General features: G+C 68.9%; 6 protein-coding genes. 3 read left to right on the top strand and 3 right to left on the bottom strand.

All coding sequences use genetic code 11. The features are described from left to right. Positions 1-19: 19 nt before the first annotated feature. The 3 genes from ABZ887_RS23960 to ABZ887_RS23970 form a co-directional block, all read right to left on the bottom strand. A complete protein-coding gene (locus tag ABZ887_RS23960; RefSeq protein WP_361292676.1) occupies positions 20-1,624 on the bottom strand; it encodes an AAA domain-containing protein in 1,605 nt (534 codons plus the stop codon). Between the two features lie 227 nt (positions 1,625-1,851). After that, entirely contained in the window at positions 1,852-2,115 is a 264-nt protein-coding gene (locus ABZ887_RS23965) for a hypothetical protein (protein WP_361292678.1), read from the bottom strand. 63 nt (positions 2,116-2,178) lie between these two features. Continuing rightward, on the bottom strand, positions 2,179-3,741 hold the full coding sequence (locus ABZ887_RS23970; RefSeq protein ID WP_361292680.1) for a CBS domain-containing protein: 1,563 nt from the start codon (positions 3,739-3,741) through the stop codon (positions 2,179-2,181). Between the two features lie 211 nt (positions 3,742-3,952). Between ABZ887_RS23970 and ABZ887_RS23975 the strand changes: the two genes are divergently transcribed. The 3 genes from ABZ887_RS23975 to ABZ887_RS23985 all read left to right on the top strand — a co-directional run bounded on the left by ABZ887_RS23975 (position 3,953) and on the right by ABZ887_RS23985 (position 14,220). Next, the gene (locus tag ABZ887_RS23975; RefSeq protein ID WP_361292682.1) at positions 3,953-5,335 is read left to right on the top strand and encodes a protein kinase; all 1,383 of its coding nucleotides are present in this window, start codon (positions 3,953-3,955) and stop codon (positions 5,333-5,335) included. A 229-nt stretch (positions 5,336-5,564) separates the two neighbouring features. Next, entirely contained in the window at positions 5,565-8,657 is a 3,093-nt protein-coding gene (locus ABZ887_RS23980; RefSeq protein ID WP_361292684.1) for a DEAD/DEAH box helicase, read from the top strand. Positions 8,658-8,715: 58 nt separating this feature from the next. After that, on the top strand, positions 8,716-14,220 hold the full coding sequence (locus tag ABZ887_RS23985) for a DNA methyltransferase (RefSeq protein WP_361292686.1): 5,505 nt from the start codon (positions 8,716-8,718) through the stop codon (positions 14,218-14,220). Positions 14,221-14,240: the final 20 nt, after the last annotated feature.

A 14,240-nucleotide genomic window follows, 5' to 3' on the forward strand; every position in this document is an offset into this window, starting at 1 on the left:
CTCCGCCAGCGCATCCTGCTCAGCTGATGCTCCGCCAAACCCGGCGATCACCCGCTACGAAAATCTTGGAAGACCCGCTCGCTTTACAGACCCGTTTTCCTCCGTGCAGAGTTCCCCGGTACGCGATCGCGTTGGCCAGTCGCATCACCGCCGGACCGAAGCGGTGCTGCTCGGTCAGGGTCACGCAGGCCGGGTGCCGCCGGGCGTCTGCCGGGTCCCGGATGCCGCAGTGCTGGAAGACGTCCGGAAGCAGCCAGCGCTTGACGTCGGGGCGGTCAAGGTCTTTGAGTTGCTCCTCGATGACCGGGCCGAGCTGCATGAAATCACCGAGCAGGACGGCCGCGCGGGTCGCTTTCGCCGTCGCGAGGATCACCTCGGGCAGCGTGGCCGCGCCGGCCTCGTCGACGAGGACCACGTCGTACGGGCCCTCGAAGACCGCCTTGTTGGTCCGGAATCGCGCGAGAGTCGTCGCCACCAGCCGGGCGCTCTTGATGATCTCGCCCTGGGCATTGCGGGCGAGGCGTTCGTACTCCTCCTGGAGCTCCTGAAACTTCTGCTCAAGGGAGGAGCGCTGTGCGGCATCCGCGGTGACTCGCGGTCGTAGACGCTCGGCACGGGCGTGTTGGGCCGGCCAGCCCCGCTGCTCGGCGAGGGCCGTGAGCGCGGTCGCCTCCTGCGCGCGGGTCACGGCCATTTCGACGCGGGTTGCTTCCGCACGGCGGTCGGAGACGAGATCCAGGGCCGACCGGTGAGCGGACCGTGCCGCAACGAATTCCTGCTCCAGGGAGGTGATCTGCTGCGGGGTATGGGCGATGCTGGCTGTCAGTTCCGTCAGCTGTGTCTCCAGCGCGGTGACGTGAGCGTTCGCGGTGGTGCGTGCGGCTCGCGCGGCGTGCTGTTCCCGGACGACGTCCTCCTCCGTGATGGCCGACTGCTCGCGAAGTTCCTGCCGCTTGTCACGGGTACGCCAACGCGCCACGGACCCCTTCTCGTCAAGTTGCCGCAGCTCCTCCCGTAGATCCCGGAGGTAGTCCTCGGTCATGAGGGTGTCGGCTTCTTTCCGCTCGGCTGCCCTGAGAACGCGGGACTGTTGGTCGCGCAGGGTGCCGACCTCGGCCCACTTGAGGCGTGATTCCTCCGCGTCCTTCCGGCGCTGCTTGGCTGCCACGGCTGCCTTCTCAGCCGCCTCGGCCGCGACGACGGCTTCGTCCGACAGGACCGTGGCCGTCGCGGCCCGAGTCCGTAGGGAGGCCGTGTCCTGGCCGGGCGTGCGCAGCATCTTCAACGCGTCGAAATATTCGGCCGGATCGAAGCGCACGAGGGAGGTGTCCAGTGCTGCCAGTTCCGCCGCGCGTGCCCTGATGTCCACCAGCGCGGCTTCGACCCCGCGACGGCGCTCGGCGGTCTCTGCCAGGCGCTCGCGCACCATGAGCGGCAACGACACCTCGGGGTTGTCGGCGATCTCACGCAACTGTGGAGGGCCTACGCGGACGATGTCACCGGGCTGGTGCCGGTTCTCCTTCACCACCCCCAACAGGGCGTTGTCCACCGCGATGTTCGTGGCGGACACCAGCAGGCCCCGGTCGCCGCGGGTGAGCAGGTCACCGATGGCGCGCTTCAGCACGGTCGTCTTGCCGGTGCCCGGAGGGCCCCACACAAGGTGCACACCCTCGCCGAGCAGGCACGGTAGGCATCGGCCTGCGCGGGGTGGAACCCCGGGGGGTTCGGGTCGGCCGAGGACGTACCGCCGATCGAGCCACCGGCCAGGGCGTTCGCAAGCGGGGCCTCGCCCAGCCCCGCGATGCCGTCGCGCAGAGCCTCGACGAGGAACGTCGGCGGCTGCTTGAGGATCTACAGATACGGGTCCGTGACGTCGGCGAACTCGGCGACCTTGACGGTGAGCAGAGAGCCGTTCTGCACCGTCTCCGAGACGGAGAAGCCACTCTTTTCGATGCCGTCCGACTCGGGGCCCGCCAGTCGCAGACCTTCGAGTTGGTCCGGCCCGATGTCCGAGCCGCGTACGTCGACCGCGTACCAGCCGTCCTCCCCGGTGCGGACCGCACGCCCGATCCGCTGCCAGCGCGGCCGTTTGCCCGCACCCCCCGAGATCGCCAACAGTTCCCCAAGGGCCGTAGCGATCTCCTCGCGCCACCCCACCTGCTGTCCCCCTGTCCGGTCTCAGTTCTGTGGATCCATGGAGCGGAGAAGTTCGAGCAGACCCTGCGCCGGCAGCAACTGGTCGTCGGTCACGGGGTCCGGGCTGAAGTGCATCAGGCTGTTGCGGAACTGGCGGCACTCCTCAAGCGCGGCCAGGAAGTACTCCTGGTCGATGGCCCAGTCCAGGGCGGCCCAGTTCTCCGGCACCTTGAGCAGGTGCCCATACGCTCCGAAGGTCAGATTCGCAGCCGAGTTCACCCGGGTAGCGCGTCGGCCGGGAATCACCGCGCGGATGAGGTCGAGCGGGATGCACCGGTCGACCACCCGGCGCAGCCGCTGCTCGATCTCCTCGACGAGCACGAAGGGACGTACCCGGGTTCCGAACTGAACCGTCAGATCGGCCGCCGTGACCAAGCCGCAGACCTTGTGATCGCGGTCCCGTACGAGCACGTACCCGGACTGCTGGACGGTGCCGATCCAGTCCAGCAGGTCGTCCGAACGGTCGGCCTCCTGGCCCCTGACCGTGGCGGCTTCGAGGCTCGCATGCGGATCGGCCATGTGGGCGCGCCCGATCGACTCCCAGCTGACGACGCCCCGCAGCCGCCCGCCCGCGTCGAGGACGGGTAGCTGGCTGTAACCGCGCAGCACCATGAGCGTCATGGCGCTCTTGAGGCTGGCCCCCACCCTTACGAACTCGGGCATGCGGTTCGCCGACTCGAGATTGCTGACATGGTAGGAGACGGTCTGTGTCTCGACCTCGCCGTCGGCCTCGACGTCACCACGCGGCACCGCGGCGGTGTCCGTGAAGCGGGTCATGGCGCTCGTTCCCGATGCGTCGGGCTCGGCACCGCCCGCCAGTACGGCGATCCTGCTGTTGATGCTGCCTTCCGTGAAGGGCGGTACGGTCACGAGGCCCCGCTGGTCGAGATCGTTCTTGATCTGCTCGACGGCCGCCGGGTACCGGCGCTGGACGCCCCAGACGGCGAGGAAGTCACGGATGGACAGCGCGAGCGGTTCGTCCGCGGCGCGGCGGCGCACCTCTTCGTACAGCTTGGTGGGTTCCGTCAGACTAGCGGCGAACTCATCGGCGTCGGGCCGCCCCGGATCGGGCTTGCCCTCAGCCAGAGCGGCTACGCGCTCCGCCGCCGCGAACCGGCTGAGTTCGAAGACGGCCAGCAGCGATCCCATGCTGTCCTGCAGGTCGGGCTGAATCGACTGCCGGTCGATGTCTTTGATCAGCCACTCCACCCGCCTAATGTGACGCGGATCGCCGGCGGTAGCCGCCTGGTACTCGTAGCCGTCGACGACTCGGCCCACAGCCACGCGCCCCGATCTCAGCGGCAGGACGACGAAGTCCTCGGGCTTTATCTCGTGGACGAAGCGGTAGAGCTGACCGGTCCAGTTACCGACCGTGTAGGGGCCTTCGTCGGGGTAGGCGGCTGCGACGGCGGCCTTGATTTCCTCGCGGGTGGTGAGGGTGGTCAGGTTCCCCAGCCCCTGCCACGCGACCAGGAGTACGCCATCCTCCAGGGCCAGGTTCTCCCGTTCGCCGTTCTCTCCAGCCCGTATCACCCAGGCCCGCATGCCGTTCCTCCCCGTATGAACATGACACCCGATCGCGCAGCGTGCACATGTATAGCGTCCAGTGTTCAGTCAGCCGTTGATTCAAGCCAGGGCAGAAACAGGCGCCTTGCCGCCGTTCACCGACCGCCCCTGTCCTGGCACTGCCCGTAAACTGATCGACAGCAGTGCGGCCGGGGGGTCGTGACGTGAGCGTGGGGGTACGAGAGCTCCGATGAAGCCGCTGGACGCCGACAAAGACCCGCGTGTGCTGGGGCCGTTCGAACTGCTCGCCCGGCTGGGGGAAGGCGGCATGGGCGTGGCCTATCTGGCCCGCCGGATCCCGCTGGACGGCCTCACGGACGAACTGACCGCGACGTACCACCTGGTCGAGCCCGACGAGGGCGCGGACGCTGCTGAGCCGAGGCTCGCCGTGGTCAAGATGATCCAGCCGCATCTGCTGGACAAGCCGGGGGCCCGGAAGCGGTTCGACCGGGAGATCGACACCGTCCGGGCCGTGGTCAGCGACCGTGTACCGGCACTCCTGGCGGCCGACACCGACGCGGCGGAACCGTGGTTCGCCATGGACTACATCGAGGGACCGTCGCTGCACAACATGGTGAAGGAGTCCGGCACGTTCTCCGTGGGCCCGTACGTCGCCCTCGGCCTCCACCTGGCCGACGCGCTGCGCGCCATCCACGGCACGGGACTGCTGCACCGGGACCTCAAGCCGGACAACGTGGTGCTGGGCCCGGACGGCCCGGTCGTCCTGGACTTCGGACTGGCCACGCTCATCGAGCGACGGACCAGCCAGGCGATCACCGGGCCCGGTGAAGCATGGGGAACCAAGCCGTTCATGTCCTACGAGCAGCTTCACGACTTCCCCAGCGCCAAGGAACCCACCGACGTGTACGCGCTCGGCGCCACGCTGTTCTTCGCGTTGACGGGCAGGCCGCCCTACCCGGAGGAGCCCTTGCTCACCCCGCCGAACTGGAACGGTGTCGGCGCGGACTTCCGCCCGCTGCTCGCGCAGATACTGGTGGACCTCCCCGGCCCACGGCCGGATCTGGACCGGGTGGAGATGGGGCTGCGGGCCCTCCTCCACGAAGCGGGGCTGACTCAGGACCTGGCGTTCGAGGAGCTGCGGGTGCTCGTGGCGGAGGCCGGCCTGGCTCCGGAGCTGCCCCCCGAGGCACGCTCGGGCGGTGTCGATCCGGCGGTGCGGGAGCTGGCCCAACGGGCGGTCGATGTGGGAGTGGCGCCCGACGCTCCCTGGGCCGGTGGCACGCCCGTGGACCTGTCGAGCGGCGGCGCGGATTTCTTCGGCATCGTCGACACCGACGACATCGAGCTGGCCGTGGACGCCGCCGAGGACGGCGTCCCGCCCGGGTATACGCCGACGGCCGTCGACCAGCCCGAGGCACAGCCGGCCGAACCGCTTCCCGCCCCCGCGGACGGGAGCCCCGAGGCGCCCGCTGCCGAAACACCCGACCCCACCAGCTACCCCCTCCAGCCACCGCGGCCGCCCGAGGATCAACCCGCAGCCGCTCCGCCCCGTGCCGCACTGCGCGTGGCCGAGCGGTTGCGGAAGGCCTACGCGCACAGCGGCAAGCTGTAAGCAGCGGAGACGTCGCCGCCGGAGGTCGGGCGGAGTTGCCTCGATGCGCGACGGGCTCACGCACGGCCCGGCTGGTCGCGGGTGCTCCGCGCCATCCCCCGTCCGCTCCCACGTCACCTCTCCGGCGCTCTAGGCTTCAGGACGACGCCGTGCCCATTGGTGGCATCAGCCGCCACTCGGCCTGATCACCACAGGGCGTTCCCGTACGACCCGAAAGGACCCGCACACCATGCCCGACACCGTGCCCGGCAGCACCGAGGACCGCCCCGCCGCCCAGGCAATGGCGCGACCCGACGGAGCTCCGCCCGCCGGCACGGTGATCGAGGTGCGGGACGAGGAGTGGATGGTCCGCAGCAGCGAGGAGGTGCGGCCCGGCGAGTTCGTGATCGAGGCGGTCGGAGCGTCCGAGCTGGTGCGTGGCCAGGAGGCCCGGTTCCTCGTGCCCACGATGGACCAGCCGCGGATCCTGCTGCCCGAGGACACCGAGCTCCTCGGCGACCGCTCGCCGCACTTCCGGCGCAGCCGCCTCTTCCTGGAGGCGGTGCTGCGCAAGACCCCGCTGCCGCAGACCGAACGCCGGCTGGCACTCGCCGACGGCTTCCTCCTCGACCGCATGGACTACCAGCTGCGGCCCGCCGCGAAGGCCCTGGCGAACCCGCTGCGGCCACGTCTCCTGATCGGTGACGTCGTGGGGCTCGGCAAGACCCTGGAGATCGGGGTGCTGCTCAGCGAGCTGATCCGGCGCGGCCGGGGCGAGCGCATTCTCGTCGTCACGCCAGCTCCGGTGCTCGAACAGTTCCAGCACGAGATGTGGACGCGCTTCTCGCTGCCGCTGGTGCGGCTCGACAGCGCGGGCGTCGCCCGGATCGAGCGGAAGATCCCGGCGGGTCGCAATCCGTTCACGTACTTCAAGCGCGTGATCATCTCCATGGACACGCTGAAGAACCCCAAGCGCTACCGTCCCTGGCTGGAACACATCCGCTGGGACGCGGTGGTCATCGACGAATCCCACAACCTCATCAACCAGGGCAGTGACCGGCGCGCCCTCGCCGACCTCCTGGCCGAGCGCACGGACGCCCTGGTGCTGGCCAGCGCCACCCCGCACAACGGTGACATGCAGGCCTTCACCGGCCTGATCCGCCTCCTCGACCCCATGGCGGTCAAGGACCCCCGCCATCCCAAGGCCGAAGAGCTGGACCATCTGATGCTGCGCCGCACCAAGGTCAGCGCCGAGGTGGCGCAACAGCTCAAGGACCACTGGGCTCCGCGCGGTGCCTCCCACCCGGTGCGCTGCCAGGCGAACGATCTGGAGGAGGAGGTCTTCCAGGAACTGGCCCGGCACTGGCTGAAGCAGCCCGATGCCGAGGCCGGTACGGAGGACAGACTGTTCCCGTACGTCCTGCTCAAGTCGTTCCTCTCCTCGCACCGCGCCCTCTTCGTCACGGCTTGCCAGAGGCTCACCAAGACGGGGCACCGCCTCCCCGACGGACACAAGATCTTCCACGAGCCCCCGGCCGACGTCGCGGTACAAACGCCCGAGGCCGCCTCCCTCCTGCGTCTCATGGAACTCGCCCGTGCCATCGACCGCGCGGCCGGCGGGAAGGACGGGCTGACCGCCACTTCCAAGCTCGCAGGGTTGGTCGAGGAGCTGCGCCGCATCGGCGTAGGGGCGGGCAACGTGCCCCGGGCGGTCGTCTTCTCCGAGCGCCGCGAGACCCTCGACTGGCTCGGCGAGGTACTCCCCCCGCTGCTGGGCTGGAAGAAGAAGGACGACGCCAAGGCCGCGGTCAAGGTGCTCCACAGCACCGGCGTTTCGGACCGGGTGCAGATGGAGTACGTCGACGAGTTCGCCCGCGCGGGCGGCGACGTCCGCCTGCTGCTCACCGGCGACGGCGCCTCCGAAGGCGTCAACCTGCACCGTCAGTGTCACCACCTGATCCACTGGGACCTGCCCTGGAGCCTGATCAGGGTCGAGCAGCGCAACGGCCGCATCGACCGCTACGGGCAGAGTGAACCGCCCGAGTTCCGCGCGATGATCCTCGAATCGTCCGTCGAGGGCGCGCTCGACGACACCGACATCGCAGAGAAGGTCCTCGCCCGTGAGGCGCGAGTGCACGCCGTCCTCGGCGCCGTGGAGGCGGCGACGAAGGAGAACGACGGCGACCTGGAGGAGAAGCGCGTCATGGAGGCGCTACTCAAGGGCGAGGCACCGCAGGAGGCCGTGGCGGACCTGGAGTCCGTTCTCCTGGACGACGGCGTCACCGCGGCGGATCTGCCGCTCGCGCAACAGCTGAACGCAGAGTTCGGCGCGGACGGCGACCCGTTCGAGGACGCCGACTTCGACTTCGACACGGACTACGACGGCGACGCGGGCTTCGACTTCGACGACGCCTCGGACGCCCCGCGGGAGGAGCCGGCCCCCGCCGCGCAGGCCGCCGCAGCCCCGGCCCCTCTCCACCACGTCGACGAACTGCGCCTGTTCAAGGACCGCCGCGCCTACATCCTCGCCGGCCTCGCGGAGCTGGCCGACCTGGAGCCCTTCCGCCTGGACACCACCGTGAACGGCACCGACCTCAGCTTCGACACCCCGGACGACCTCGCCGACCGCCTCGACGTGCTACCCGCCGGCTACCTGCGCGACCAGGGCATCACCCGCCGAATGAAGCTCACCTTCAGCAAGAAGGACGCCACCGACTCCCTGAAGCGGGCCCGAGAGGACGCCGACTCGTCCTCGCTGTGGCCGGACGCCCACTACGTCGGCGAGCTGCACCCCGTCATGGAGTGGATCACCGACAAGGTCCTGGTCCAGCTGGGCCGTCAGCAGGCACCGGTGATCCAGGTGGACCGCACCCGCCTGCCCGAGCCGGTGTTCCTCACGCAGGGCGTGTGGTCCAACAAGGACGGACGGCCGACGGTCGTCGCCTGGCTGGCCGTCGACCGGCTCGGCCGACCGGACGAGCAGCCCCGGATCAGGGAACTGACCCCGGCACTCCTCGCGGACCTCGGCCTGGGCCCGGACATGCCCGACCACTTCGCCGAGGGCGACCCGGCCGCGCTCCGGCGCCATGTGCCCGAGGCCGTGGAGGCGACCCGCCGCGAGATGCGGCTGCGCCGCGAGGACGCGGAGAAGCTGGTCGACCGGCCCCTGCACGAGTACGAGCAGAGGGTCGGCCTCTGGCGCGCGCAGACCCTCCCCGGTTTCAGCGGTGGCCGCACCGCCCGCGACCGCGCCGCCGAGAACCTCGAAGAGGCGGCGACCCGGCTCCGTACGACGGGCGACCCGATGGTGCGGGTCCTCGCGGTCCTGGAGCCGAGCTCATGACCACCTCCGCATCCCCCCGCCCCACCACCACTGACGCGATCCGGCAGGAGCAGCAAGCGTGAAGTTCGACGCTCTGACCAACGAGGGTGAGTACTTCCCGCCCTTCTACCTGGACGAGATCCTGCCCAAGCAGCTCAAGACCGGCCGTCTGAAGGAATGGACGACCGAGGAGCGCCAGGGTCGGCCCACCCCGCGCCAGGGCCTGCGCGACCTCACGGGCCCGTACCTCGACGTACGCCTCACCGTGGGCGGCGAGGCCGAGAAGTACAACCCGCTGCCTGATGCCGGGGCGATCGCGGCCCAGAAGTCGGCGACGGAGGCCCTCAAGGTACATACGGGCCCCGACGGCCCCCTCGCCTTCCAGCCGACGCCCGAGCCCCGCGTCTACGACGACACCCCGGAAGGCGCCTGGCGGGCGGGCCTGAACGCCTGGCACGTCCGGGTCCTGAAGGCCCTGGGATTCACTCCCGCCCCCGGGCACCTCACCGTGCACGGCGCCGCCGCTCCGGTCGCGGTGCCCGTGGCCCACAGCGAGCCCGGTATCGCCGTCCTCACCGGCGGCTTCGCCGACGACATCGCCGCCACACGCGGCGACGGCTCCGCCAACCGTCTGGCCGCTCCCGTGCGCGTGGCGTCCGGCAAGACCCTCACCACGGTCACGGACCTGGCGGCCTGGCTGCTGTCCGCCGACGACGCGCCCCACTACGCGCTGCTCCTCTTCGGCGGGGTCATCGTCCTCGCCGACCGGGAGAACTTCGCGCGCGGCCGTCACCTGGCCGTCAGCCTGGAGGTGGCGCTGCCCCGCAAGGGACTCAAGGGCGCGACCGCAGGCGAACTCGACGTGATCGCCGCCCTGTTCGGGGCCCAGTCGCTGCGTCCGGCCGAGGACGGCGGGGACGACGACATCGCCCGCCTGGTGGCGGAGTCCCGGGACCACTCCGTGGGCGTGACCTCCGACCTGCGCGAGGGCCTCAAGAAGTCGGTCCACCTCATCGCCAACGAGGTGCTGGAGCTGGCCGGCCGGCAGGGTGCCAGGCCGCAGGACCTCCCGCTGTGGCTCCCGGGCCCCCTCGGCGACCCCGGCGCGCTGCCCCGCCTCCTCACCAACGAGTCGCTCCGCTACCTGTACCGCATCCTCTTCCTCCTCTACGCCGAGGCCCGCCCCGAGCTGGACATCCTCCCGATGAAGAGCCCGGAGTACACCTCCGGCTACAGCGTGGGCCGACTGCGCGAACTGGTCGTCCAGGAGAAGCTGTCCAGCGCCTCGCGCGACCGCCACCACTTCCACGACTCGCTGGCGCTGCTCTTCGAGAAGGTCTTCACCGGTCATCCGGTCGCGGATACGGTCACCTCGCGCGAGGCGGTGACCGACGTCGAGAGCGAGACACCGGAACTGGCCGAGGACGACGGCTACGCGGACGTCCGCATTGAGGCCCTGCGCTCCCGGCTCTTCGACCCCACGTCGATAAGGCTCGTCGACCAGATCATCGTCCACCCGGCCGACCCCGCCCGCCGCCTCGATCTGCGCCTGCGCAACAAGGTCCTGCACCAGGTGCTGCGCAACCTGACCCTGGTGGAGGGCCGGGGCCGTAACGGGCGCGGCGGCTTCATCTCGTACGCCAACCTCGACATCAACCACCTGGGCGCGGTGTACGAGGGCCTGATGTCGTACACCGGTTTCATCGCCGACGAGCCGCTGTACGAGGTCGCCAAGGGCGGTGACCCGAGCGGCGGCTCCTGGCTGATCAAGGCGAGCCAGGTCAGCTCGGGGCGCTACCCGAACGACGTGTTCGTGGGGACGGAGCGCGACCCGCAGACCAATCAACTGGTGCCGGTGCCGCGCAAGATCGACTCGTACGTCTACCGTCTCGCCGGCCGCGACCGCGAGACCAGCGCGTCGTACTACACGCCCAAGTCCCTCACCGAGGCGACGGTCGAGCAGACGCTGCGCTTCCGTCTTGACGAGAAGGGCGAGGTCGATCCCAAGGAGCCGGAGAAGGCCTGGATCAACGCCGCGGATGTCCTGAAGTGGCGGGTGTGCGAACCGGCCCTGGGGTCTGGCGCGTTCCTCAACGAGGCGGTCAACCAGCTGGCCGTGCTGTACCTGAAGCTCGCCGAGCGCGAGCGGGGCGTGGAGATCGACCCCGAGGACTACCAGCGCGAACTCCAGAAGGTGAAGGCGTACATCGCGCTGCACAACGCGTACGGCGTCGACCTCAACGAGACGGCGGTCGAGCTGGCCGAGATCTCGCTGTGGCTGAACACCATGCACCGGGGCATGAAGGCGCCTTGGTACGGCCTTCACCTCCGCCGGGGCAACTCGCTGATCGGTGCGGCGCGCAAGGTGTACCCCGGCAATAGCCTGAGCAAGGGCGGCTGGCTGACGGCGAAGGAGCCGCAGAGGCCTCGGCACGTGCCGCTGGGGGAGAAGCTGAAGGTGCGGGAGGTGCACCAGTTCCTGCTGCCCGCGATGGGGTGGGGGTCGATCGGGGAGAAGGTCTCCGTCCGGACCCTGAACAAGGGCACGTCGGAGGAGACGGTCAAGGCCGTGGTCGACGGGAAGGTCGTCGACTGGCTGGAGCCGGAGCTGGTCGAGGCGCTGCGTAAGTGGCGGTCGGCGATGCGGCGCAACCCGAAGGGGGACCCCAGGCGGGCGCCCGCGCCGAAGAAGAAGGCTGCGCCGACTGCGGAGAAGCAGGCGGAGAGGGATGATGCGCTGGGGCAGGGCGCGTTCGATCTCGGCTTGGAGATCTGGGAGCAGCCGACGCTGGGGATCTCGTCGGCGGCGGGTAGTGGTGGCGGCAGTGGTGCGTCTCGGGTGACGGCTGCTGTGCCTCCGGCCAAGTCCGCGCAGGATGATGACGAGGAGCCTGGGGCGAGGACTCAGACCGGGCGGTTGATCGGGCTTGGTCGGCGGGTCGAGTATCTGTGGGACCTCGTCGTGATGCGGCTGAAGCTCTCCGAGGAGGAGATCTCACGGCACGTGGATGTGTGGGGGGCGACGGCTCCCCGGGACGGGGAGGGGGACGAGGGCCGTCGCCCTCCGATGGACCGGGACGCGGTCCTGAAGGCCCTGACCCGGGTGGGCACTCCCTACTGGCGTCTCAAGCAGGTCATGGACGCCTGGTGCGCGCTGTGGTTCTGGCCGCTGGAGGAGATCGGCCTGCTGGACGGCACGGACGAGTTCCAGTACCTGCCGAACGGGGAGGACCTCACGGCTCTGCCCAAGGGGCAGGCAGGGCGGAAGGTCGCGCTCAAATCCCTCGACGACTGGATCGAGTTCGCCGAGTCCGTACTTGGGCGGGTCGACGTGGACACCGGGGAGGGGAAGCAGGTGTCGCTGTTGTCCTTCGACGGTGTGAAGAACCTTCGTGCGCTGGATACGAAGGAGGCCGAACTCGACGAGAAGATGACCGAGGCCACGGCGTGGTCCCGGCCGGCGGATCTGGGGGACGTCTTCCCGTGGTACGAGTCGGTGCAGCGGATCGCGGAGGAACGAGGGTTCTTCCACTGGGAGTTGAACTTCGCCCATGTGTTTACGGAGGGCGGGTTCGACTTGATGGTGGGGAATCCGCCGTGGGTCAAGCAGGAGTGGAGGGAGGGTGGGGTCCTCGCCGAGTTTGAGCCGTGGTTCGAGCTGGCCGAGAAGCCCAGCAACGAGGCCTGGGATGAGCGCAAGGCCGAGGTCGTGGGGTGGCCGGGGGTTCGGCCGACGTTTCTGGGTGAGCTGGCGGACCATGCGGCGCTGTCAGGATTCCTCGCCTCGGTGGACACCTATCCGGAGTTGGTGGGGACGCAGCCGGATCTGTATCGTGCGTTCATGTTGCTGGGGTGGAGGGCTGTCGGGGACCGGGGGACGGCCGGGTTGGTCCACCCCTCCACGCATCTCACAGGGGCGAAGGAAGGGGTCCTACGTAAGTCGGCTTATCAACACCTGCGGCTGCATGCGGACTTCGTGAACGCCAAACTCCTCTTCGCGCCACCGGTCAGTGACACCACGCACTTCAGCGTCAACGTGTATGGGCGCGCACAAGAGATCAGTTTCCAGCACTTGAGCTGGCTCTTCCACCCGCTGGTGCTCACCCAGTCCATCCGCCACAACGGTGAGGGCGACGCTCCCGGCATCAAGCACCGGGGCACATGGGACATGCGCCCGCACTTGAGCCGCGTCATCACGGTGACCCGCGAGACTCTTACGGAGTGGCAGAAGTTGGCTGGCGAGGAGAATCCGCCTCCTGTGGCTGAAGCCAAGCTCCTGTTCCCGGTGACGGCTTCTGAAGACGCGGCCATTGCAGCTCTCGCTAAGTGGCCGCACCGACTTGTGGGACTCGATCCACGCATTAGCCCTGGTTTTCACGAGAAGAACGACCGCACTGCGGGTTACTTCATTTGGGACTCCGGGCCAGCAGATACGTGGAACGACGTGATTCTTCAAGGGCCCTTCTTTGGTATCGCAACGCCCTTTGCGAAACGGCCTATCGAGGGTGCTCAGACCTCACTCCAGGTGGAGCCGTGGGATGCTGCGCAGCTGAAGATTGACGAGGTGCCGCGCACGAACTATCGCCCTGTGGGGGATCATGTCGGATTCGTGGGCGCGCAGGATCGATGGGTGGACCACGAGCGGCTTGCCCAGCTTCGGAACAACGCAGCTGCGGTTGCTGCTGCGGAGGCGGACGTCAAGGTAGCCGACCCGGAGCTGGAGGAGGAGTACCTTGGCGAAGCTGTCGAGGAGTTGCTGCTTGCGGTAAGTATGCGTCCGTACTCTGAGTTCTACCGGGTGGCGTGGCGCGAGATGATCGCTTCCAACACTGAGCGCAGCCTGTTCGCGGCACTCATTCCGCCCGGGGCTAACCACATTCACGCGGTGCGAAGTGCCACGGTGAGGTCGCCGCGTATTACGGTATTGACAGCAGGCTTCTTTGCCTCGCTGCCTCTCGACTACTTCCTCAGAAGCTCAGGGCGGGGCCACCTGGACGCGTCAGACGCCAAGGTCATGCCGGCACCTGCAGAGGGACACCCCCTTGAAGGAGCCCTCCTCCTCCGCACCCTCCGCCTGAACTGTCAGACCAACGCCTACGCTCCCCTCTGGCAAGAGCTCTACGACCCCGCCTGGCAGCAGGACACGTGGGCAGCCTCCGGAACCTGGCCCAATTCCACGCCCCCACTCGCCGAAGGCGTAGGCCGCACCTGGACCCGTGACACCCCCCTCCGTACGGAGTTCGCCCGTCGCGCGGCCCTAGTCGAGATCGACGCCCTGGTCGCCGTATGGCTCGGGATAAGCGCGGACGAACTCGTCGCCATGTACGACGCCCGGTTCCCCGTACTCCAGCAGTACGAGGAGAACATGTGGTTCGATGCGGCCGGCCGCCGTATCGCCAAGGCGCACCAGCAGCACGGCTACGGGCAGCCCAAGGACGCCTGGAAGACACTGAGTTCACACGACGAGTTCCCGAACGAGTACACGGTCCCCGACGGTTACACCGACCCCCTCTACCAGGCCCGCCGCAAGAAAGAGATGAAGGCGGCGCACGCCGAGTTCACCCGCCGCATGCGCGAAGCGTGACGCAAGAGAGCCCTGCCGCC

Source organism: Streptomyces sp. NPDC047061, assembly GCF_040643955.1.
GTDB lineage: Bacteria > Actinomycetota > Actinomycetes > Streptomycetales > Streptomycetaceae > Streptomyces.

What these genes read in the sequence shown, in the direction of transcription:
- ABZ887_RS23980 (WP_361292684.1), top strand. Translation starts at nt 5,565, where the DNA reads ATGCCCGACACCGTGCCCGGCAGCACCGAGGACCGCCCCGCCGCCCAG.
- ABZ887_RS23970 (WP_361292680.1), bottom strand. Translation starts at nt 3,741, where the DNA reads ATGCGGGCCTGGGTGATACGGGCTGGAGAGAACGGCGAACGGGAGAAC.
- ABZ887_RS23975 (WP_361292682.1), top strand. Translation starts at nt 3,953, where the DNA reads ATGAAGCCGCTGGACGCCGACAAAGACCCGCGTGTGCTGGGGCCGTTC.